This window comes from Allohoeflea poritis (assembly GCF_027889715.1).
Classification (GTDB): Bacteria; Pseudomonadota; Alphaproteobacteria; order Rhizobiales; family Rhizobiaceae; genus Hoeflea_A; species Hoeflea_A poritis.
This window is the reverse complement of record NZ_JAPJZH010000016.1, coordinates 44,731-66,242: the sequence shown is the minus strand read 5'-3', so window position 1 is coordinate 66,242 and position 21,512 is coordinate 44,731. Positions and strand designations below refer to the sequence as shown.

At 57.7% G+C, this 21,512-nt stretch carries 19 protein-coding genes; 6 read left to right on the top strand and 13 right to left on the bottom strand.

Features of this window, described 5'->3' with window-relative positions:
* Positions 1-150: 150 nt before the first annotated feature.
* From OOZ53_RS21055 to OOZ53_RS21035, 5 genes are all read left to right on the top strand, one after another.
* Positions 151-1,116 (top strand): TIM barrel protein, encoded by a 966-nt coding sequence (locus OOZ53_RS21055; protein ID WP_271091708.1) that lies wholly within the window; start codon positions 151-153, stop codon positions 1,114-1,116.
* Positions 1,113-3,056, top strand: coding sequence for an alpha/beta fold hydrolase (locus tag OOZ53_RS21050; RefSeq protein WP_271091707.1), 1,944 nt, complete (start codon positions 1,113-1,115; stop codon positions 3,054-3,056). Before OOZ53_RS21055 ends, OOZ53_RS21050 begins: the two co-directional genes overlap by 4 nt.
* Positions 3,057-3,064: 8 nt before the next feature.
* Complete coding sequence (locus OOZ53_RS21045; RefSeq protein WP_271091706.1) at positions 3,065-3,346, top strand: helix-turn-helix domain-containing protein; 282 nt, start codon at positions 3,065-3,067, stop codon at positions 3,344-3,346.
* 560 nt (positions 3,347-3,906) lie between these two features.
* Positions 3,907-4,362 (top strand): hypothetical protein, encoded by a 456-nt coding sequence (locus tag OOZ53_RS21040; RefSeq protein ID WP_271091705.1) that lies wholly within the window; start codon positions 3,907-3,909, stop codon positions 4,360-4,362.
* On the top strand, positions 4,363-4,809 hold the full coding sequence (locus tag OOZ53_RS21035; protein ID WP_271091704.1) for a YchJ family protein: 447 nt from the start codon (positions 4,363-4,365) through the stop codon (positions 4,807-4,809).
* 679 nt (positions 4,810-5,488) lie between these two features.
* On the opposite strand, the gene OOZ53_RS21030 is transcribed toward OOZ53_RS21035, so the two are convergent.
* From OOZ53_RS21030 to argE, 6 genes are all read right to left on the bottom strand, one after another.
* On the bottom strand, positions 5,489-6,784 hold the full coding sequence (locus tag OOZ53_RS21030; RefSeq protein ID WP_271091703.1) for a TRAP transporter large permease: 1,296 nt from the start codon (positions 6,782-6,784) through the stop codon (positions 5,489-5,491).
* A 3-nt stretch (positions 6,785-6,787) separates the two neighbouring features.
* Positions 6,788-7,282, bottom strand: a complete 495-nt coding sequence (locus OOZ53_RS21025) for a TRAP transporter small permease (protein ID WP_271091702.1) — start codon at positions 7,280-7,282, stop codon at positions 6,788-6,790.
* Between the two features lie 74 nt (positions 7,283-7,356).
* A complete protein-coding gene (gene dctP, locus OOZ53_RS21020; protein ID WP_271091701.1) occupies positions 7,357-8,388 on the bottom strand; it encodes a TRAP transporter substrate-binding protein DctP in 1,032 nt (343 codons plus the stop codon).
* 188 nt (positions 8,389-8,576) lie between these two features.
* Positions 8,577-9,815 carry a dipeptidase gene (locus tag OOZ53_RS21015; protein WP_271091700.1) on the bottom strand — a complete coding sequence of 413 codons (1,239 nt, stop codon included), beginning with the start codon at positions 9,813-9,815 and terminating at the stop codon, positions 8,577-8,579.
* Positions 9,808-11,103, bottom strand: a complete 1,296-nt coding sequence (locus OOZ53_RS21010; protein WP_271091699.1) for an NAD(P)/FAD-dependent oxidoreductase — start codon at positions 11,101-11,103, stop codon at positions 9,808-9,810. Before OOZ53_RS21010 ends, OOZ53_RS21015 begins: the two co-directional genes overlap by 8 nt.
* Positions 11,103-12,296, bottom strand: coding sequence for an acetylornithine deacetylase (argE, locus tag OOZ53_RS21005; protein WP_271091698.1), 1,194 nt, complete (start codon positions 12,294-12,296; stop codon positions 11,103-11,105). The genes OOZ53_RS21010 and argE overlap by 1 nt, the downstream gene beginning before the upstream one ends.
* A 129-nt stretch (positions 12,297-12,425) precedes the next feature.
* Between argE and OOZ53_RS21000 the strand changes: the two genes are divergently transcribed.
* Positions 12,426-13,073 carry a TetR/AcrR family transcriptional regulator gene (locus tag OOZ53_RS21000; RefSeq protein ID WP_271091697.1) on the top strand — a complete coding sequence of 216 codons (648 nt, stop codon included), beginning with the start codon at positions 12,426-12,428 and terminating at the stop codon, positions 13,071-13,073.
* Positions 13,074-13,263: 190 nt separating this feature from the next.
* Here the strand turns inward: OOZ53_RS21000 and OOZ53_RS20995 are convergent, their stop codons facing one another.
* The 7 genes from OOZ53_RS20995 to OOZ53_RS20965 form a co-directional block, all read right to left on the bottom strand.
* On the bottom strand, positions 13,264-14,259 hold the full coding sequence (locus tag OOZ53_RS20995) for an Ldh family oxidoreductase (RefSeq protein WP_271091696.1): 996 nt from the start codon (positions 14,257-14,259) through the stop codon (positions 13,264-13,266).
* Complete coding sequence (locus tag OOZ53_RS20990; RefSeq protein WP_271091695.1) at positions 14,256-15,422, bottom strand: trans-sulfuration enzyme family protein; 1,167 nt, start codon at positions 15,420-15,422, stop codon at positions 14,256-14,258. The genes OOZ53_RS20995 and OOZ53_RS20990 overlap by 4 nt, the downstream gene beginning before the upstream one ends.
* Positions 15,422-17,413, bottom strand: a complete 1,992-nt coding sequence (locus tag OOZ53_RS20985; protein WP_271091694.1) for a TRAP transporter permease — start codon at positions 17,411-17,413, stop codon at positions 15,422-15,424. Before OOZ53_RS20985 ends, OOZ53_RS20990 begins: the two co-directional genes overlap by 1 nt.
* A gap of 77 nt (positions 17,414-17,490) precedes the next feature.
* Positions 17,491-18,630: a TAXI family TRAP transporter solute-binding subunit gene (locus tag OOZ53_RS20980; protein WP_271091693.1), complete on the bottom strand. Its 1,140-nt coding sequence runs from the start codon at positions 18,628-18,630 to the stop codon at positions 17,491-17,493.
* Between the two features lie 28 nt (positions 18,631-18,658).
* Positions 18,659-19,483, bottom strand: a complete 825-nt coding sequence (locus OOZ53_RS20975; RefSeq protein ID WP_271091692.1) for a putative hydro-lyase — start codon at positions 19,481-19,483, stop codon at positions 18,659-18,661.
* Entirely contained in the window at positions 19,480-20,667 is a 1,188-nt protein-coding gene (locus OOZ53_RS20970; RefSeq protein WP_271091691.1) for a M24 family metallopeptidase, read from the bottom strand. The genes OOZ53_RS20975 and OOZ53_RS20970 overlap by 4 nt, the downstream gene beginning before the upstream one ends.
* Positions 20,657-21,466 (bottom strand): IclR family transcriptional regulator, encoded by an 810-nt coding sequence (locus OOZ53_RS20965; protein ID WP_271091690.1) that lies wholly within the window; start codon positions 21,464-21,466, stop codon positions 20,657-20,659. The genes OOZ53_RS20970 and OOZ53_RS20965 overlap by 11 nt, the downstream gene beginning before the upstream one ends.
* Between the last annotated feature and the right edge of the window lie 46 nt (positions 21,467-21,512).

Here is a 21,512-nt window from a genome sequence, read left to right as displayed (position 1 = left end):
CGACCCGGTCCTGACCGGTTTACCAATTTACCTTCGCACCCTGCTTCTGACCGCCATGCTGGTGCCCGTGATGGTTTACATCGCGATGCCATTGGCAACCCGGGCACTCAAATCATGGCTCGCGAATGACCATACAAAGGAGACAGTATAATGACCTTGGATAGACGGACATTCATAGCATCCGGTGGCGTTGCCGCCATTGGCGCTGCAAGCCTAGCAATGCCCGGCATGGCAGGCGCTCAGAACGCCACCGCGCCGGCTGGAAACGCGTTCTCCCTCAAGTTCGCCCCGCATCTGGGGCTCAACAGCACAACCGATGGCATGTTCCGGCACCACGGCGGCGACGATCCCGTTGGACAGGTCGCGTTCATGGCCGAGGTCGGCTTCCGTGCGATCGAAGACAATTTCATGAAGATCCGCGATGTCGATACGCAGCGCCGCATCGGCCGAGAGATCGAACGTCAAGGACTGGAGATGGGCGTCGTGGTCAACACGATGGTTTATGATCGCCCGACCTTTGTCCTCGACGATGAAGCCGAACGGCAACGCCTGATGCAGGAGGTGCACGATACGGCCGAGGTCGCGCGGCGCGTAGGCTCGACCTATGTCACCACTCTGTCCGGCACCGCGCATCCGTCGATCCCGCGCGATATCCAGACCCGCAACATGATCGAGAATCTGAAGTGGGCCGGTGATGTCGCTGCACAAGAAGGGCTGATCCTCGCGGTTGAGCCGATCAATGCTAAAGGCTGGCCCGGCACCTTCGTCACCAATGTGCCGCACGGATTCATGATCGTCGATGCAGTCGACATGGACAGCGTCAGCTTGATCTACGATTTCTATCATCAACAGATCGATGGCGGCGATCTTCTAGATACGCTCGATACGGTCGAGAGCCGGATGGGTTATGTGCAGGTCGCGGACAATCCCGGACGCGTCGAACCCGGCGTTGGCGAGATCAATTATGGCAGCATCTTCGCGGCTTTGAAGCGCAAAGGCTTTGCGGGACATATCGGACTCGAGTTCGCGAATTCCATCGAAGGCAAGAAAGGGGAGTTGGCTGTCATCGAGACCTTGCGCCGTCTCGACCCTGTCGGAGTGGAGGCAAGCCGATGACATCTTTCTGGAAACACGCTCTTGCTAGTTTCGCGGCGCTGATCTTCGGAACATCGCTCGCTGCCCAAGAATTAACTTTCGCTGATGCTCCAAAAGAGGATAAGGCACTCCAAGCAATCGCCAGCTTCCAGGACAACCGTCCCACCGGAGTTGCCGTGTCCTCGACGGGTCGGGTCTTCGTAAACTTCCCTTATTCCGGATTCTCGGATGAGCGCCATGGAGCTGCTGTCGTCGAAATAGCATCCGATGGAACGACCACGATACTTCTCGCGGACAGCTGGAACGAGAAAACCCGACCCGCGCAAATCCGCTTCGTGAACATACAGAGCCTTACTATCGACGGCCGAGACCGTCTCTGGCTTCTCGACACCGGTTCACCACGCCGCAAAGGCGTGGTGAAAAGCGGCGCGAAACTGATCGAGATCGATATCGCGACCCGCAATGTCGTTCGCAGCTATCCCCTCAGTCCTGAGGTTGTCTCAGGTTCCGATTATGTAAACGATGTGCGCGTCGATGCGCGTACGAATTTTGCTTACATAACGGACTCGGTGCGCGGCGGCGTCATCGTTATGGACCTCGCGACCGGTAAACATCGCAGAGTGATGAACGGTACGCCGTTCCTGGACGAGAACGGCCTGATCACACCCGTCGTTGAGGGCATTAATCTTGGCGACAAGACCGGCGCCCCGCGTGCTCCGGCGACAGACGGCATCGCGCTTAGCCATGACGGCGAGACGGTTTTCGTGATGTATCGTCCGCTGGCCGGGAGCCGATCTTTGCTATCGATCCCCGCCGCAACGCTTCGCGATTTCGACAAGGATGATGATGAGATCCTCGCTGCAGTTCGGCTCGAAGCGTCGGCAGTAATCGCGGACGGCATTGCGATGGGACCGCAAGGCCGTGTGCATTTTACCGATTTGGAACGCAACGCGATCAGTCGGCTAGAACCCGATGGAACCATAACCATCGTTGCGCGCGGGCCGGATCTGTCATGGCCCGATGCGATTGCTTTTGGCCCCGATGGCTCGATCTATACTACCGAAGCGCAGTTCCATCGTCTGGACGTCTTCAACGACGGTTCGGACGTTTCCCGACCGCCTTATGATGTCTTTCGCATTGAAAAGACGCTATCGCAGACCGGGTCTCTGCAACTCGCTCCGACCCTTGGCCACCGCACAGCATTTACTGATCAAGGCGAAGGCGATGCGATCATTCTGATCCACGGCCTTGGCGCCGACATGAGCCGCTTCGAGCAGAACCTCGAAGCATTGTCGGAAGATCACCGGGTGATTGCTCTGGACCTTTTAGGCTTTGGCGCATCGGACAAACCCGCCATGGACTATCATGTCGACGTCTTCGTCGATCAGGTCGTGGCGCACATGGATCGCCGGGGCGTCGAGCGGGCAACGCTCGTCGGCAATTCGATGGGCGGCTGGGTATCACTGGCATTTGCAGAACAGTTTCCTGAACGGGTGGACGGACTCGTGCTAATCGCACCGGCCTTCTTTAAGGGCTTGCCCGCAAAGGTGTCTGCGGTGGATTTGGCCGCTGGCGCATTGCCGACAAACCTAGACGGGATGCGTCGTTATCTCGGTCGGGTATTGTTCGAGCCGCCTACAGACGAAGGTGAGATCAGAGAGCTGCTCGACGCACATGCAACTCTAAACAGAGAATATGTGATCGGTTCACTTGCGAGATCAATCAAAGATGAAAAAGGCATCTTCACAGACGAACGTCTGAGCGCCATCGACCTCCCGACGCTAGTTTTGCAAGGCGCACAAGACGGCATCGTTCCACTCGAAAGCTCGAAAAATCTCGTAGACCTGCTTCCAAATGCGCGTCTGCAAGTGATCGAAAGCGCGGGCCATTGGCCGCAAACTGAACACGCAGATATGGTGTCCGAGGCTATTCGATCGGTTGCCGATAATGCAGACCGGTGAGGCAGCCCATGGCAATCGATATCGATTCGCTGCGATTGGAATTGTCCGATCTAACGAAGCTTCAGACGAAGCAGTTGTTGGATGTCGTCACGGTTGCCGAGAGTGGCAGCATTCGACGAGCTGCAAACAGAATTGGAGTCGGTCAATCTGCGGTAAGCCGACGTATTCAGAAACTCGAAGATTACTTAGGCGTTTCGCTTTTTGAACGGCATGCTTCGGGAGCGCAACTAACGCAGGCTGGGAGAGCTTCGGCATCGGACGGCAGACCTTTCCGGCCTGTCTCCGTGTAAGCACTACGTAAGCAGCTGGACGGAAATCGCGGCCTGTGGTTGGATAGAGACTTCGGTCCGCTTTTTGGATAAAGCAATGTAAATCATGGCTTTATCGTACTGCGTCGCGCTCTATCGTGTATTTCGGAAAGGTGGTATTAAATCCTCCGAAGGCAGAGGTCGCACGTTCGAATCGTGCCGGGTGCACCAAATTTGAAAAGAATTTCAATAAGTTAAGTCGTCAGAAATTTAGGCGGACCTCAAGCAATTCGGTTGGTCACCACCTGGTCACCACATGAAATCAAGTTTGAGCCAATTTCGACGAGAGTTCTGTGTGGACCTTTTCAACAGATTTCTTGCTTGGATCACGGGACTAACACCGTTGATGGCGGCCTACCGACGGCAATGTGTGTCGTATAAAAGCCGCTGTTAGTTAGTTTTTTTCGCGTGAAGATCTGCTTAATCAGACCCAGATATTCGCGGACGCGGTGACCGGCGGTCGGTCATGAACAGTTACGGCAATTCAAGCGACATGACCGACCGGTGTGACGCATGGATGAGCACAACAGTGGAGGACCGAAATGTCACTCACCTTCGACATGGATTCATGGGCTCATCTGGAGCATTTCCGGCGGAAGGTATTGGCATTTGCTGGAGATGATCTGAATGGAGAACCTGCGCTTGAATGTGCCAATGCCGGCTGGTTGATCTGCGATTGGGTGTTCAAGGAACTCGGGACGGCGACTGGGTTTACGAGGCTTGGCGATTTTCAGGAGGATGTCCGGGTGAATTGTGTTGAGTTGGCCTATCTGCAGGATCTGGCTGTTTCCTACAAGCACAAGACGATCACCATGTACAAGCCGCGGCTGAGAGCTGCGAAACGTCATCGAGGGGCATTTTCCAAAGACTTCAGTCGTGATTTTGATGTCTCGGGCCTGAAACTCGAGATTGATGGCGGGTCGACCGCATGGATGGATGATGTCCTTCATGCCGCAGTCGCGTATTGGGATGATTATTTTGGCAGGCACGGGCTCTGAATGAGCAAGGACAATTTTGCGAAGCCGAGACACAGCCAAGAGGACATCATGAGTAATCCATGTCCCTGTGGAAGCGGATTGCCGTTTTCTGATTGTTGCAACCGGTTCCTGGACGGAGAGCAGCAGTCTCGAACCGCCGAAGAGCTGATGCGCTCACGCTATACTGCTTATGTACAAAAGCGCATTGATTATCTCTGCGACACGCTCTGGCCCAAAAAACAGCCGTTCTTTGATGAGCACGGTGTTGCCCGTTGGGCGTCTGACAACCACTGGACTGGTCTGAAGGTGGTTGATGCCCGCAACGGCGGCCCTTCCGACCGCGAAGGTACGGTGCTGTTCGAGGCAAAGTACCTGGCGGGCGGCCAACTGCATACGCACAGGGAACTAAGCTTATTCAGAAAGAAGGCCGGCCGGTGGTTTTACGTGGAGGCCTTGCCAGAGGGATGAACGCCCTCGCGCGAATTTGGCAATCTGCTGTCCGATAGCTTATGTCGGATTGACCTGGAACCCATCCATGCAATCTCGGCCTGTTGAGCATCTTTCCCCTATGCGTTCCTTGCGGTGACCAATTCGGCGGCGCGCTCGGTCCCGGTCCGCCGGCGGACCTCCTGCGGGTGCGCGGTTAACGCCGAGTTGGCCTGGCACTCGGTCCCACCACATCGCCGGCGACATTGACCGACATGTCGGCCGCCGGCTCGGGCTCCTGCGGGTGCCCACTTTCTGGTAGAAGGCCCCGAAACTTTAAGTCGGATCAGTCCAAACATCATCTGCCATGCAGATGGAGCCGCACGCTTCAAAGAGTTCTGCGGACCTCTGACAGAATCTTTTAACAAGATCCAACTAGGCACTATGAATCACGCCGTGCAGATAAAACGTTTTGGTTATAGGCCCTTGCGCGCTAGAGTTGTTGGGAACCTGGATGCTGTCGCCGATTTGGCGCACTGAACATTCGAGCGTTGAGAATAGATACTGCTGGCTGCAACTGGCGTAACGATAACTGGAAATTATTGATCCAAAACGGCTACGGAAAGCCGATCTGGTGAATGGGCCGATCTGTGGGCACCGGCTTGGAAAGCTACATCGGCCCGAGCATAGCCTCGTCGCATCATGCATTTAACTAGCTGCTTCAACCTGCGCCGTTCGGAAGAAAGAGTGCGATCTGCGGGAAGACGGCGAGTAGGGCGACACCGCACAGCATTGCAATCCAGAACGGCAAGGCGGCGATCGCTGCCCGGGAGATGGAAACCTCGCCCTTTGTGATGCCGCACAATACGAAGAGATTGGCGCCGACGGGCGGCGTGAGCATGCCGATCTCGATACAGATAACGATGACGACGCCGAGCCAAATCGGATCGAAACCGAATCCGGTCATGACCGGGAAAACGACGGGCACCGTCATCAAAAGCAGCGAAAGCCCGTCGAAGAAGCAGCCGAGAGCGATGTAGATCAGCACCATGCCGATCAGCACCTGGGTGGCCGACAGATCCATCCCGGTCAGCGACCGCATGACGTCGCGAGGAATTCCAAGCGCGCTGAACGCTTGTGCGAGCACCAAGGCACCAAGCGCCACGAACATGACCGCACCGAATGTGCGCGTTGCGCCATAGAGCGCTTCAATGAGCTGCGTCCAGCGCAGATCGCCCCAGAACATGCCGATTGCGATCGCGGCGATGACCCCGAGGCCGGCAGCCTCCGTGGGTGTGGCAAGACCCAGATAGATCGTGCCGAGCACACAGAAGATCAAGGCAAACAGCGGCCATATGCCGGCCAGCCGCTTGATGAGGGCGACGCCGACCGGGAGATCGGCGGCATTCTCCAGCGGCGTCTTGCTGGGCTGCAACAGCGCCGTCGCGGCGATGATGACGCTGAACATCAAGGCGAGCATCAAACCGGGTACGAGGCCTGCCATGAACAGGGCCGTGATGGAGACGCCCTGTGTGGCCCCATAGATGATGAAGCCCAGGCTCGGCGGAATGAGCAGACCAAGGGTTCCGCCCGCCGCGAGCGTTCCAACGACGAAGGGTCGGTGATAGCCGCGGCGTGCAAGTTCCGGATAGGCGACTGTTCCCACCGCGGCCGCGGTGGACATGCTGGCGCCGCTGACCGCGCTGAACAGCGTGCAAACGGCGATGTTGGTATGCAGCAATTTTCCAGGAATGAAGCGGAACAGCGGCGAGAACGCTTCATAGACCCTGTTGCTGACGCCGCTGCGCAGCAGGATCTCGCCCATCAGGATGTAGAGCGGGACAGCGCTGAGCGTGAATTCGTTGAAGACGTTCCAAACCGCTATGAAACCGAGATTGCCGGCGCCGCCGAGAAGAAAATGCAGCACGAGAAGACCGGAAAGCGCAAGCCCTATGCCCAAAGGCGCCGCGGTCAGCGCGGTGACGATCAGTCCCCCGAGAAAAAACAGCCAGACCATGCTTCAGGCACCGCCCCTGGCGCGCGCGCCATTTCCGGAAATCAGTCTGGCGACGACGATCAGGAATGTCGTGGCCAGGCAAAGGACGATCAGGCCGACCCATGGATAGAGCGGCAGATTGCCGATGACGGTCGCCGAGCCGGCCTTGTAGACGAAGGAGAAGTATTGCAACGCTTCCGCTGCGAACCAAAGATAGAAGCCGGCCGCAAGCAGGTGCCGGGATGCCGACTGGATGACGGCCAGCCGATCGCCGAACACGCCTTCGAGCAGGTCGATACGGATATGGCGATTCTCGAATTCGACATTGGCCAGCGCGGAAAAGACAATGCCGCAGAAAAGCAGGCCGACGATATCTTCGGTAAAGGCGAAGGGTGCGCTGAAAGCATACCGCATGATTGCGCTCAGCGCCACGAAGCCGGCCATTACCGCCATCATCGCGACCGCCGCCAGTTCAAGCCCGCGCGCGATGAATGATAATATTCTCCATGCAATCGTCATTATCGTTTTACCAGCCAGAATCCCCAGTGCAGCGCACCCCGCAAGCTTGACAATTGCGGGGCGCGTTCGGTTGATTATTGCAGGCCCAGCGCTTCCGTCACAGCCGACACATCGGCAACCGCCTGATCGCCGATATCGCTTGCCTTCCTGCGCCAGACCTTCAGCGCCGCTTCGGTAAAGGCGGCCTGGTCCTTGGCACTGAAGTCGGGCAGAACTGTCAGCCCGTTTTCCTTCAGACGTTCGATGGCGGGCGCATCGTAGCGCGCGGCGACATAGGCTTCAAAGCTGCGCTCGGTTGCTTCATTCGCCGCGTCCTGAAGAGCGGATTTCTGAGTATCGTCCAGGCTTTCATAGGCGCTTTCCGACACGACGATCGTTAGTGGATGCAGGACGAACGGAAAGAGATAGCTCGCATGAGGAGCCACTTCCTGAAGCGAAATCGTCTCGGCGGCCTGTGCCGGGTAGACGGCACAGTCGACGACGCCGGTACTCAGGGCCACATAAAGGTCGTTTTGCCCGATGATCTGGGCCGCGATGCCCAATTCGCCGAAGGTCGCAATCTGGAACTCTTCCCAGACCCGAAGTTTTCGGCTGCGCAGATCCTCCAGTGAATTGATCGGTTCGCTGCAGAAGATGTGCGTCTGCGATGCCGCGTGGCCGATAAATCCGACAAGCCGAATTCCAGACGCGTTGTAAACCCGGTCATAGATCGTCTTCAGCGTGGCGAGCGCGTCTTCCACCATGGACGCTTGCGACAGGACGCCAGGCGGCAGTGTCACGGCATACTCGGCCGCGTCTCTGGCAAGATAGCCCGGATAGAGCAATGCGGCCTGGACCACATTGCCGGGCGGCAGGGTTTGCAGCATGTCGGCATCTTTGACGCCCAGCGCACCGCCCGGATAGAAATCGATCTTGATCTTGCCGCCGGAGAGTTCTCCCACCCGGTCGGCAAACCATTGGGTGTTTTGAATTTCTACGCGGGTTTCCGCCGCCGCCGCATGCATGCGCCAAACGGTTTCATCCGCCGAAACGGGCCGCGGCGACAACGCCATTCCGGCGGCCAAACCCACCACCGCCAGGCCCATACTCACACGTCCAACTTTCATGATCGACCTCCCTTTGTTGCTTCGATCGTCTTGTTTGGTTTGCTGCCGGCCGGACCCGCCGCCACCTTGTTGGTGCAACGGGGTTCGGCCAAGGTCACGCCTCATAAAAAAGATACATTATATGTAGTATGTTTATTGTCAACCATGCTGAAGCCTCTAAAATGGCGGTTCAAGTGCGGATCGTTGCACTATCCGCAAACCTGTCGAAAGACCCTGAGAAAGTTTTCTCCAAGAATGCCCTTTACGGCCCGGTCCGAAAAACCACGGGCCACCAGACCGCGTGTGATATTGGGCAAGTCGCGGTAGTCGTCGAAGCCGCGCAGGGTGGACGGTGCATCGAAACCGTCCGACGATGAGAAGCCAAGGCCGTATAGCCAATCGCGCAAGCGGGCCATGCCCCAGTCGGGCGATTGCAGCGGCCAGTCCGTTCCGATGCCGACATGCTCGACGCCGATCAGGTTGGCAACATGTTCGACATGATCGAGGAAGTGCCGGATGGTCGGCTCGGCGTCATCGGTTAGAAATTGCGGTACGCAGAAGATGCCGACATATCCGCCGGTATCCGCGACGGCCTTGAGGGTATCGTCGGAGTTGTTGCGTGGATTTTCCAGCAAAGCGCGTGCGCCCGTGTGGGAGATCACGACCGGGTCGCGCGAGAGCTTGCACGCATCGAATGTCGTGGCGTCGCCGCAATGGCTGACATCGATGATAATGCCGCATGCGTTCATGCGGCCGATCACCTCGGCGCCGAAGCTTGTAACACCGCAATCGGCCCGGTCCATGCAGCCGCCGCCGACAAAGTTGACCGTATTGTAGGTGAGCTGGATCATGCGCATGCCGAACATGTGGAACTGATCGATCCGATCGACATTAGTGCCGAGATCGAGCGTGTTCTGCGTGTTCAGGAAGCCGACCCTTTTACCGGAGCGCTTGGCGCGGAAGAAATCATCGGCGTTCAGAGCCTTGTCCAGCCAGTCGAAACGGTCGAACTGCGCTTGGTGTAGTGCGAACCAAGGCATCGTTTCGACATAGGCATCGGCATCCGGCGTGCTCTGGAAGCCGATTGTCTGACGGGAGGCGCCGGTGAGGCCCGATGCCTCCCAGACGCGCCGCAGATCCGGGAAGGAGTCCGCAAGCGCGAGGCGGTTGGGAAGGCTCCAGGTGTCGAGCACCGCTCTTTGGGCGTTGCGATGCTGCTCATATTCGCCCTGAAGTCGCGCGATCATCGCCGGCGTGAAGGATCGTCGGCCGCAGGGGCCCTGGCACAGCGTGTCCACAATGACGGCCTCGGCGTGCAGACGGCCGGCGCGCTCTTCCTCGACGTGCGACAGTCCGAAATCGAATATTCCGAACCGCTCGCCTTGAGCGTCTTGGGCGGCGGGGTCCGCCGCAGGCAGGCCGTTGTCGGCATCGATCGGGCTAGACATGAAGGCGATCCAGGATGCGGTACCAGATGAGGACGGTTTCCAGGCCAAGGCGGCGCGCCGCATGCAATGGAATGGGGCGGATATCGGTCAACGCCAGCGGCGTTTCGACGTCGCCGTCGCGGCCGACAAGGTCACCGAGCAGCCGGCCGAGTTGCGACATCAGCGCGACGCCGCGCCCGTTGCAGCCGGCAACGGCATACAGGCCCGGTGCGGGACGGTGCAGGTGTGGCAGAAAATCAGCGGTCAGGCAGAACAGACCGCCCCAGGCATCTTCCCACTCGACACCTTCAATCTGCGGAAAGAGACGTTCGGCCGCCTGACGCAACTGTGCGAAATCGCCCGGCGGCTCATGCAGGCCGAACGAGCCCCTTGCGCCGATCAGCAGCCGTCCCGACGGATCGAAGCGGATGTAGTTCATGATGCGACGCGCATCCGAGATGGGCAGTTTCGACGGCATCACCTGTGACCGCAACGTTTTGGGGAGCGGTTTTGTCGAGGCCATGACGCTCGATGCCGGGATGAGGCTGCGGTCGAGGCCGTCGACCACGTCGCTTGCATAGCCGTTCGCGCAAAGGAGGACCGCCTTTGATTGGACGACATGCCCGTTGACTTCGGTCTCCCATCGTCCGTTTCGGCCTCGCGGGCGGCCTGCGCGGGACCGTGAGTATACCCGTCCGCCACCGTCGCCGACGACGCGGGCCAACTCGCGCGCGTAGCTCAGCGGTTGCAACTGGCCGCCGCGCGGGTCGATCCAGCCGCCGCAATAGAATGCGCTTCCGGTCAGTCGCTCGATCTCGACCCGGTCGACCAGACGGGGCGTCGTTCCGGCTATCTCGGACCATGCGTGCGCCCGCCGCGTGACCAGCGCCAGGGTTTTCTCATCGGTTGCCGGCTGAAGCCAGCCGCATTGCTCGGCGTCGCATCGCAGGCCATAGGATTTGATGATTTCGAAGGTTGCGTCGGCCGCTTTGCCGGCGAATTTCACCAGGTGCTGTCCGCGGCTTTCCCCGAAGATCGACAGAAGTTCGCCCGGATCATGCTTGAGACCGGCGATGACCTGACCGCCATTCCGGCCCGAACCTCCGAAGCCCGGCTCATGTGCGTCGACGACAGCCACGTCGATCGAGCGCTCCAGCAACCGCAATGCCGCGTTCAGGCCGGCATAGCCGGCGCCGATGATCAGCACCTCGGTTGTGGTGGGACGGTCGAGTGTTGATGTTGCCGGTTGAGGCGCCGCCGTGCGCAGCCATGCGGAGCGCTGCGGCGACCATGTCGATGACTGAAACATCACGAAGCGAACCTGCCGGCGTGTTGCCGTTCCCGATGGCGCTCGAGCGCCGAGGGCAGGGCACACAGCATGTCGAGGCATTGTCGGAGTTGCGTCGTCTCGACATATTCGTCGGGTCGATGCGCCTGGTCGATCGATCCCGGTCCGCAGACGACCGTCGGCCAGCCGGCCTGTTGGAAGAAGCCGGCTTCAGTCGCATAGGACACGCAATCATTCGCATTCGTACTGGCATTGACCGCCGACTGCCGCAGACCGGCAAGCAGTTCGGTGGCCGGGCAGGGCGCCCTTGGTTCCAGCGGCGGCATAAAGGTCAATTGCTCGGTCATGCTCGAAATGGCACGGCCGTGTTGCAACAAAGTGGCTGAACAGAAATTGTCGATGCGCGCGCGAATATCAGCGGGCCGTTGCCCGGGCATCAGTCGGCAATCCCATTGCACTTCGCAGCAATCGGCGACGATATTGCGCGCGCGACCGCCATGGACAATGCCGGGATTGATGGTTGTAAAAGGTGGGTCGAAATCGGAACCGGCTTGTGGGGCGGTTGCGAATTCGCACTGCAGCTCTTCGAGGAACACAAGCAATCGCGCAGCCGCAAAGTTCGCGTTCACACCGTGCCGCGGATCTGAGGAATGGGCTCCCCGACCAAGGATGCGGGTTCGGGCGCCGAAGGTTCCCTTGTGCCCGCGAATGATTCGCATCTCCGTCGGTTCGCCGACAACGACCGCTTCCGGTTCGACATTGTGACGTTTCATGTCGGCGATGAGCGACGGCAGGCGTCTTGAACCCGTCTCTTCATCGCATGACAGGGCGACATGGATCGGTACGCTCAGGTCACGGGCCTTCCAGGCATGTGCGGCGGCAAGCAGGCAGGCAACGAAACCCTTCATGTCGCAGGCTCCCCGGCCATGGAGCCGCTCGCCTCGAGCATCGAGCCGCCAGGGGTCGCCGGACCAGCCGTCGGTGGGTGGCACCACATCAAGATGTCCGGAAAGCAGGATGCCACCAGGCGCGGCCGGGCCGAACCGCATCCAGATCGACCGCAACGGCGGATCGCCGTCGACGACAATCCGCATATCGGCGGCGATATTGCGCATTTCCTCGGTGATCCAGTCGACAATGTCGCCATTGCCGTCAGTGCCGACCGTGGCGAAGCTCACCAGCATCTTTAATCTGTCTATGACGTCATCTAACATCCGCAGGACCTTTACCATGTTAGAAACATACATTACATGTAAAATGTATTTGTCAAGCTCTACCCCTTTTCCTCGCGGACGCGCATGTCCTAAAGCGGGTATCATGACGGCAGCCAAGGGAGGCTCGCGATGGGTGACAGTGTTTTGAAAGACAACAGGCCCGCCAAACAGGGGCGTCGCCCGAACGCCCTACGCACCGCCGAAACGCGCAAGGCGCTGATCGAGGCGACCATCGAATGTCTGTGCGAGATCGGTTATTCGAGGACGACGACGCATGAGATTTCCCGGCGCGCCAAAATCACGGCGGGCGCACTTCAGCACCATTTCGGCAAGAAGGATGAATTGATCCTCGCCGCACTCGACACGCTCATGGCTGAGATGTCGCTGGTGCTCGATCGCGCCGAGCATGTCGAGGGCACGACCCGACAAAAGATCGATGCCTTCGTCGACCTACTGTGGTCCGAATTCTACGCGGACCGGCGCTACATGGCGGTTTGGGAGATCGTGATTGGAAGCCGGGGCGAATCTGATCTTCATCCGCGTGTGGCGATGCATCGCCACGCGTCCGTGGAAAAATGCGAAGATGTGTGGTGCCGTGCGTTCGACTTGCCGCGCGCGCGCGACGATCCTCGCGTGAAAGCCCTTCATTTCGCGCTCAACTATTTGCGCGGCAGCGCGATGTTGCCCATCGTCCCTGCAGGCAATGCGGATGCCGACGGTATGCAGGAAGCACTGAAGGACTTCCTGGTCCATGAGTTCGCAAGACACGGCAAATAAGCCGGTCAGCGCCCGGCCGTTTACCATGCGGTGACAGTCGGCGGAACCCGCTGAGTTAAGGGTGGTTTTTATCTCCTGAACCAATTCGTGGTTTTGGGGAGTGTCTTGTCCTCGATGACCACGGCCCACTGCCCAGGGTCCGTTTGGTGGTGTCGTGGTAGAGTCATTTATGGGAGTCACTGAGTGAAATTCACCCAGACAGAAGCCCTAAACAAGTTTGCCAAAGCTTGTCCGGCAGTGTGATTTCAGCGATATCGGCCTTTCCCGAACCGGGGAGCCGACATTTGGCTTGGCTTTCAACGGCGTCACAAAACACCTCAAGAGAGGTCCAGAACTCAGACTGACCGATGATTCCCGGGTCCAAAACAAGGAAAAACTGACCCAGGTGGTGCGGCTTGCCTTCTGGCGCCTTCAGCAATTGTGTATTGATCGACAGCCTGGAACCGGTCACCATTGCAGACAGAACTTCAGCAACGATCGCCAGACAGAAGCCGCGCGCGCCGCCGGCTGAGAGAATACTCCCGTTCAGTGCCTCTCGCGGATCTTGCGTTGGTTGCCCGAAACGATCTTTGGCCCAGCCGGGCATAAGAACAGACTCCATCTGTTCAGTCCGCGCAATGATGGCCCGGTTTACAATGCTGGTGCTTTGGTCAATGTGAATTCTTGGCTCTCCGTCTCGTCCGGGGACCGTGAAGGCAATTGGATTGGTTCCCAGCACGGGGCGCGCTCCCTCAGGAGGCGCCACAAGCGCAGTTCCGTTTGTGAAACCCAGACTAACAAGGCCGGCACTGGCGAATTGTTTTGTGAAAAACCCTAACTCGCCACATGTATGGGAATTTGACACAACAAGGACGGCGCACCCCAGTTCAAAGGCCTTGGCGCTCGCTATAGGAAACCCGGCGGCAAAGGCCGGTTGAGCAAAACCACCATTTGCATGCGCATGAACCACGGCAGGAGCCACTTGTTGGACAGACGGACGGACGGTTCCATCGACGCGTCCGGATTGAAGATGCCCGCAAAAATCGATCAGGTGGGGCACACCGCATTCTCGAATACCGCGGGATTCGGCATGACATATTGCCTCCGCAACGTATTCGGCATTGGTCTTTTCGGCGCCAAAACGCACCAATGCCGTAGCGGCGATGGTGCGTAATTCGGCAATGGACAGATTAACATCATCCGTCATCCATCCGCCTCGGAGAAAAACGCATCCAAGTCGGACAAAAGCACCGATACCGGCTCCAATCCGATGCTTAAGCGTAGAAACCGCTTTCCGTCATACTTGCCGGCACAGCGCCCATCGACAATGACCGACGGTGCAAGAAGACTATGTGTTCCGCCCCATGAGGCACCAAGCGAGAATGTCTTCAGCCGTTGATAACGTCGCCCATGAGCTTCGCCATTCTCCTTGGCCAATGCGAGGCTGAACACCCCATTGGATCCGGTAAACTGCGATGTCCAAAGCGCATGATTGGCGTCGTTTGACAGCCCTGGATGCAGCACCGCCTCAATGAGTGGAAAGCGCTTCGTGTCGCACAAATGCCTGGCCAATTGGAGCCCTGATTGCCCCGCATGTTTGATCCGAAGTTCAGCGGTCTCCAGACCGCGCAGCGCCAGAAAACAGTCATCCGGAGAAACGCCGATGCCGAGCGAACGTATCGTTCTATGAATGGGATCTGCGATAGCCTCTGACGCAACGCTGATCGAACCCATCAGCAAATCCGAATGACCGGACAGGGTCTTGGAAACGGCTTCGACAACAATATCAGCGCCAAGCGCAATCGGTTTGCAGAGATAGGGCGAGGCCCAGGAGTTGTCGCAGCCAACAAGGATCCCGCGAGCCCTGGCGCGCCTACTGATATCGGCAATATCCTGGAGTTCCATGGTGATGGACCCCGGCGATTCAACCCAGACAAGACGGAGCTTGGGATCGTCGAACGCGATGTTATTCGTGGAGCGCGGGTCATAGTATTGGGCGTTGATGCGCATCACAGCAAGCGTTTCGCTCGCAAAGCGACGCACCGGCCCGTACACCGTCTCTGGGATCAAAACCGTATCGCCGGGCTTAAGCAGCGCCAGCATCGAAACAGTGATCGCCAGCAATCCCGACGGCACCAGGAAAGTGTCGACGGCTTCTTCCATCTCGGTCAGCCGTGCCTGCAGTAACCGGCTTGTCGGCGTACCGGCCAGTCCATAGGTGAACGCCTTGCGCCCACCCTCACCACGTTTGAGAAAGCTCTCATAGTCCGGATATACGATAGTCGAGCCACGATAGGTTGCCGGCGACAGGCTCCGCCAGCCGGCAGTCTCAACCTGCCCATTGCTTGAGTTGGGAGACAATTGGTCCATCACACGCCATCTCTCTTAGCGGCCAAAGAGCTTCTCAATTGCATGGAATTGAGGCCTAGCGCCGCAACAATCGAAGCAACGCCGCCGAGCAGCAAAGTGCTGTGCGACAATCCGGTCAGCTCACCACCAGGCAGAGCCAGAGCCACACCGCCAATCAGAAGTGCACATCGAATGACGATGGAGACCATAGGATGATTTGTGACCCTGCCATAGCCTGGCAGATATCCTTGTAGCCCTCCCGCGATCGCGACAATGCCGCCAAACGCTGTGGCTGTGACAAGAGCAACCTCTCCCCATGATCCGCGCGCAATTAACGCCGGATTGAGGACGAAGAAAAAGGGTAGGAAATAGATGATTGATCCCAGCCTCATGGCCTCAAGTCCTGTTTTCATAGGATTGGATTTTGCGATGGAGGCCGCTGCAAATGCCCCAAGTGAGACCGGCGGTGTGATAAAGGAAACCATTCCCCAGTAGAGCATGAAAAGATGGACCGCGACTTTGTCGAGGCCGGAAGATGTCAAAGCCGGTGCCAGGGTTACAGCGAGGAACAAATAGGCTGCGGTGACAGTCATCCCCATCCCCAGAACGAAACTGGTCAAGGCACCCATGAGCAGCAGGACAAACACATTGTCGCCTGCAAGTTTGACGAGCTCATAGGCGATGCTCCCGACCTTTCCAGACAAAGTAAGGGCACCGATGATAAGCCCGACACCTGCCAAAAGAGCCGCCAGATCAGCCAGCATTTTTCCCACTGCCATGACAAATTCAAGGAGCTTCTGGGCGTTCCAGCGATGCTGTTTCGATATTTGATTGATACCGATCAAAAGCGCGGTGGCATAAAAGGGAGCCTGTGCCTCACGCTGCAGATAGAGCAGCATAAATACCAGCAGCGTCAGGACAAAGATAAAGTACCATCCATCTCGAATGACATCCCTGACTTTCGGGAGTTCGCCCCTTGGCAGACCTTGGATACCATTGCGAGCCGCATAAGCGTCGATCTGGAGAAAGAGCGCCGCGTAGTAGAGGATCGACGGGATCGCCGCGGCAATGACAATTTCCGAATAAGGCACCTCGATAAATGTCGCCATGATGAAGGCAGTAGCGCCCATGACTGGCGGCATCAAAACGCCGCCGGTTGAGGCACAGGCCTCAACGCCGCCGGCGTACCGCCCGCTGAAGCCAACACGTTTCATGGCAGGGATCGACATGACACCCGTTGTCAGCACATTGGTGATCACTGATCCGCTCATTGATCCCATGAGGCCTGAAGAAAATATCGCGACTTTCGCGGGACCACCTCTTTTGGTGCCAAGGAGCGCAAATGCCAGATTGAGAAAGAACGCACCACCGCCGGTGTATTGCAGCGCCACTCCAAAGATCAGAAATCCGATCACCAGGGTTGCGAAAGCGCTCATGGGCACGCCGAGAATGCTCTCGCTGCCAAAGATGTGGAACCCGGCGGTGGTCGCAAGATCTGTAGATTGCGCGCGCAAAATGCCCGGCAGGGCCTCAGAGTAGACCGGATAAAATGAAAAAATCAGACAGATCGCAAAAATTGCAAACCCAGCAGAGCGTCGAAGTGCCTCCAAAATAAGTGCCCAGAACACATAGGACATCCAGCGGGCATAATCCGGCGCGGCATACTCCCAACCCTCAACCAGCATCGTATCCGCGCTCAAAGCGAATGAGAACGGGATCGCGAATGCCACAAGGGCCAGGAGCCAGTCGTAACTTGGAACGCCGTTAACGCGAGCATTTCCCGATGCGCTGTGACAGAGGAAAACGACCGGCAGCAAGAGTGCGATCAGGACATAAAGATATTGCGTTTCGAGCGGCACGAACAAGCCGGTCACATGGCCTAGCCCGAACATGATCCATGCGGCGGCGAAACAGCTGAGAACCGCCGCACCTGAGATAATGACCGTCAACAGTTTAGTCGGTTTTTGAGCAGGCGGGTCTTGGTGTTTGGTTGGTATATCGGGCGGACTCATCTTGTGGAGGCTTTCGTGCAAAGGGTAGGCACGAGAGGCAAGGACTGCCTCTCGTCGTTTGGCGCATTAGAGGATGATCAGTTGAAGACCACCGGCAGGCCGGCCTTGGTCAGCTCGGCGGCGCGGACTTTCATCCACTCGGCCGCAAATGCATCTCCATCGAGAGTGGAGCCTTCCATTTGCTGCCACGCTTCTTCGAGCACGTCCTGGCGTTTGTTCAGCATGTCATTATGGGCCTGATGAGCATCGGTCCAAATGCCGGCATCTTTGTAATAGGCCACGGCCGCAGGGTGTACCGGGAAGATGTAATCCAGGATTTGACGGTCAGACGCATAGCCCGCCATGCTTGGTCCCGCGTCCTTGATCGCATCAAAGTTTTCCATAATCGCCTTTGTGAGGCCATAGGCGGTGTCCTCGGGAATGTTCGGCGTGGAAACAAACAACGGATAGGGGTAGTTCATGCCTTCATAGGGGCCATCCACCCCCGCGTCAGCGACATAGGCTTCAACAACGCTTGGGGCAAACCACGGGGCGACTTTTTGTGCCCGCGCCCATCCTTCGGCGTCATCATGCGGCAGGTTGGGGAACATGAGCCCGCGCGGTGATGCGGCGATCCGGCTCAAGGTACCGGTTGTGGTTGACGCCCATGAGGCGTCTGTCTGCCCGTTAAGCAATGCTTCGATAGACTGCTTCCAGCCTGGAACCTCGACACGCTCGACATCATCCCAGGTCAGTCCGCCAAAGGCCAGCAACGCCGTCATGTTTGTATTGTTGGCTGGTGAGCCTTTGATCCAGGTCACGCGCTTGCCGCGCAGATCCGAGATGGACTCCACACCGATGTCGCCAGCTATGGCCGCGGTTTGACCGTTGACGCCCACATTGTTGAACAATGTGTAGAGCCGTTGCGGCCCCCAGTCTTTGTCCGCGAACATGAGTACGCCTTCCTGAGCGAAGTAAGAGGCGATACCGCAAGCGCAGATATCCGATTGCCCACGCTGTAGGGGGATCATTCGTGCGACGTCGTTCTCGCCCGGAATAATGCGCAGGCTCACATTGTATTTGGCATCAAGCATCTGGCCGATACCGACTGATTGCGCGTAGCCTGACGATGTCGTTCCAAACGCTGTCCATGACAGGTCTTGGGGTAAGTTCACGTCTTTTGCGCTGACCGAGGTGGTCATCGCAATAAGCGCAAGTGCCGTAAGCTTCAGGTTCATGATTTCCTCCTTGTTGTAGAGCTGTCCGTCAGCCTTTTCGCTGATCGTCGATGTAAAGATCCGTGACGAACATGTGCCCGGGCGCATGTGTGATCATTTCGGGAATGCCGCTGGCGAGCGCCACATCTTGCGGCGTCACACCACAAGCCCAGTAGACCGGGACATCACCCGCGCGCAGCGGGTTGACGCCGCCCCAATCCACCTTGGACAAATCGGCGATTCCGATTTGTTCAGCATCACCGATGTGAACCGGCCCGCCATGAGCGATTGGAAACCGCGATGACAATTCAGTCACGCGCACGACTTCTTGATGCGGAATTGGACGCATCGTCACGACGACATTTCCGTGAAGCCTCCCGGCTGGCAAACAGGCAATGTTGGATCGGTAGACAGAAATGCGGCCGTCGGGTTTTTCAAGGTGACGCTGTGGTATCCCATTGCGCTCAAGCACCTCATCGAATGAGTTGCTGCATCCCAGAAGAAAGGCGACATGGTCATCACGCCATATTTCAGTGATATCGACGCGTTCTTCGGAAAGGGCTCCGTCGCGGTAAACCCGATAGCTCGGCAAGTCTGTGCGCACATCTGAGCCCGGCGCAGATATCTTGAATTCGACCTCACCGGGGTCCAGCACTTCAATGATTGGACAGGGCTTGGGATTGCGCTGGCAGAACGTCAGAAACTCAAACGCATAGTCCTGAGGGACAATTGCGAGATTGGCTTGCACATGTCCGCGCGATAGTCCGTGCGTGACATAGGAAAGCGAGCCGTTTCTGGCCGCAGACCGGGTCTCGCGCGCATGTGCACGAATGAGCGATGAGCGGTCGAAACTGTTCGGGTCTGATCGGGTCATTGCAGCACCTGCAAACGACCGTCAGTGTTCATAAATGTCTCGACACCATTGGCGCGCACGACAACTGTGTCTTCGACCTGCAGGCCGCACCAGCCTAGCTCGTAGTAAGGGGTCTCAACACATAGCACCATGCCTTCTTCGATGATGTCGGTGCTATCGGCAGACAGAATTGGCAGATCATAGCCATCGATGCCGATCCCATGACCCACGTGACTACGTTGATAATCCGCAATTCCAGCGTCCCTCGTCGCCGCCACCGCGGTTAAAAATATGTCTTTTGCCGCAACGCCAGGCTTGATCAACGCCAGCGCTTCGGCAACGCCGGTATGCAGCGCAGAATGATATTTTTGGGTTCGTTCACAGGGTGTACCGAGGACCGCGTTGCGCGCGATATCGGCTCGATAGTGCTGGTACCGCCCGCCCACATCGAACCGGATCACATCGCCGTTTTCCAACCTGCGATCGCTAGGTTGCACATTCGGCATGGCGCCACGGCCCCCAAACCCGATGCATCCGAGAACCGGCATGGCGTCTTCAAGAATGCCCTGGGTATGAAAGGCTCTCGCAAGCTCTCGTTCGGTAGCACCCTCTTTCGCCTTTGACAGAGCGGCCGCGATAGAACGCTCGGTGATTTGCGCCGCGCTGCGCAGCCGATCAATCTCAGCTTCCGTTTTGATCGCGCGGATTCTTCGGAAGGTTTCAGAGGATTTTTTGAAAGTGGCGCGTGGAAAGGCTGCTTGAAGCTCTTCCCACGCGCCCGGGAGGAGGCCCAGTTCATCCAGACCAATGACGGAGGCCTCAAGCTTCAACTCACCGATTGCGCGCTTCAGGGCTTCCAGTGCACTGGGATCGGCTTGCAAATCATAAAGTGCGGCCTGACGCTTATCCAAATCGTCTGTCAAATCCGGTGCTCGATCTGCCTGAAAAAAACCAAACCTTTGGACCGTGTCGATCCAAACATCCTGATCCGCCAGCAAGTCGATCAAGGACGTTGCAGCGATGATCCGCGACTGCTTCATGTCGGCGACAGGCAGCACAACATAAGTCTGGGGCCCTCTCCGGATCCACTGTGACAGAGCCCAGTAATTGCTCGAGTAAGTTACATTTTCAGGCGATGTCGCAATCAGCGCATCAATGCCTTCTTCGACTGCGATGTCTTCCAATCGACCATGATTAAGCAGCACCAGAAGCCTCCACGACCGGTGTCACTTGGTCCAATTTCTCTTCTGGGCAGCCAAGCGCGAGAGAGATACGACAAGCAGCACTCGTGACCAGGTTGACAACCGTCTCCATCTGGGTCGCAGGTTGAAGGCTGGGGGCATAGGCAACGCTAATCGCCGCGACAACATTCCCGTGAACATCCCGAATACGGGCGCCAACGGATGTCACACCATCGAGGTTTTCCCCTTCGGCAAGCGCATAGCCTTGAGCATCCGCCCGCTCCAGGGTCGCAAAAAACAAATCAGGATCGGTAATGGTGTTTTTAGTGACGGCTGTAAGCGGTTCGTTTGCCAGCAAGCCATCGACCTCTTTGCGCGGTTTGCCTGCCAACAGCGCCTTGCCCATCGCGGTGGTGTGATAGAGCGCCTTCGAGCCTGGCCTGATCTTGATCGCAATTGGTCCTGCACTTTGCTCTGCAAGAACGTAGGTGAGCTCACCGTCCGAGATAACGCTTAGATAGGCGTTCAAATGGTGGTCGTTGGCCAACGCTGTGAGTTCCGGGAGCGCATTTTGTACGAGGCGCTCTTCGGTCATCAACGAGCGGCCAAGCGCCAAAGCACGGTAGCCAATTGTGTATTTTTGTGTCTGGGGGTCCTGCCGGGCAAAATTCGCGTCTACCAACGAGTGTACCAATCGCTGAACGATCGTCGGGCTAAGGTCCAAGGTTCTGGCGATATCTCGTATGCCAAGCGTGTCAGGCGTCTTATCGAGCAGTTCGAGGATGGCCAGACCGCGCATGAGGGATTGGTTTGAGTTTGACATGTGTTCCTATAATCGTAACAGTGTTCCTTATACGATTCCACATGGT

Excerpts from the sequence above, each read along its gene's own strand:
- OOZ53_RS21055 (WP_271091708.1), top strand. The coding sequence starts at position 151 with ATGACCTTGGATAGACGGACATTCATAGCATCCGGTGGCGTTGCCGCC.
- OOZ53_RS21050 (WP_271091707.1), top strand. The coding sequence starts at position 1,113 with ATGACATCTTTCTGGAAACACGCTCTTGCTAGTTTCGCGGCGCTGATC.
- OOZ53_RS21045 (WP_271091706.1), top strand. The coding sequence starts at position 3,065 with ATGGCAATCGATATCGATTCGCTGCGATTGGAATTGTCCGATCTAACG.
- OOZ53_RS21040 (WP_271091705.1), top strand. The coding sequence starts at position 3,907 with ATGTCACTCACCTTCGACATGGATTCATGGGCTCATCTGGAGCATTTC.
- OOZ53_RS21035 (WP_271091704.1), top strand. The coding sequence starts at position 4,363 with ATGAGCAAGGACAATTTTGCGAAGCCGAGACACAGCCAAGAGGACATC.
- OOZ53_RS21030 (WP_271091703.1), bottom strand. The coding sequence starts at position 6,784 with ATGGTCTGGCTGTTTTTTCTCGGGGGACTGATCGTCACCGCGCTGACC.
- OOZ53_RS21025 (WP_271091702.1), bottom strand. The coding sequence starts at position 7,282 with ATGACGATTGCATGGAGAATATTATCATTCATCGCGCGCGGGCTTGAA.
- dctP (WP_271091701.1), bottom strand. The coding sequence starts at position 8,388 with ATGAAAGTTGGACGTGTGAGTATGGGCCTGGCGGTGGTGGGTTTGGCC.
- OOZ53_RS21015 (WP_271091700.1), bottom strand. The coding sequence starts at position 9,815 with ATGTCTAGCCCGATCGATGCCGACAACGGCCTGCCTGCGGCGGACCCC.
- OOZ53_RS21010 (WP_271091699.1), bottom strand. The coding sequence starts at position 11,103 with ATGTTTCAGTCATCGACATGGTCGCCGCAGCGCTCCGCATGGCTGCGC.
- argE (WP_271091698.1), bottom strand. The coding sequence starts at position 12,296 with ATGTTAGATGACGTCATAGACAGATTAAAGATGCTGGTGAGCTTCGCC.
- OOZ53_RS21000 (WP_271091697.1), top strand. The coding sequence starts at position 12,426 with ATGGGTGACAGTGTTTTGAAAGACAACAGGCCCGCCAAACAGGGGCGT.
- OOZ53_RS20995 (WP_271091696.1), bottom strand. The coding sequence starts at position 14,259 with ATGACGGATGATGTTAATCTGTCCATTGCCGAATTACGCACCATCGCC.
- OOZ53_RS20990 (WP_271091695.1), bottom strand. The coding sequence starts at position 15,422 with ATGGACCAATTGTCTCCCAACTCAAGCAATGGGCAGGTTGAGACTGCC.
- OOZ53_RS20985 (WP_271091694.1), bottom strand. The coding sequence starts at position 17,413 with ATGAGTCCGCCCGATATACCAACCAAACACCAAGACCCGCCTGCTCAA.
- OOZ53_RS20980 (WP_271091693.1), bottom strand. The coding sequence starts at position 18,630 with ATGAACCTGAAGCTTACGGCACTTGCGCTTATTGCGATGACCACCTCG.
- OOZ53_RS20975 (WP_271091692.1), bottom strand. The coding sequence starts at position 19,483 with ATGACCCGATCAGACCCGAACAGTTTCGACCGCTCATCGCTCATTCGT.
- OOZ53_RS20965 (WP_271091690.1), bottom strand. The coding sequence starts at position 21,466 with ATGTCAAACTCAAACCAATCCCTCATGCGCGGTCTGGCCATCCTCGAA.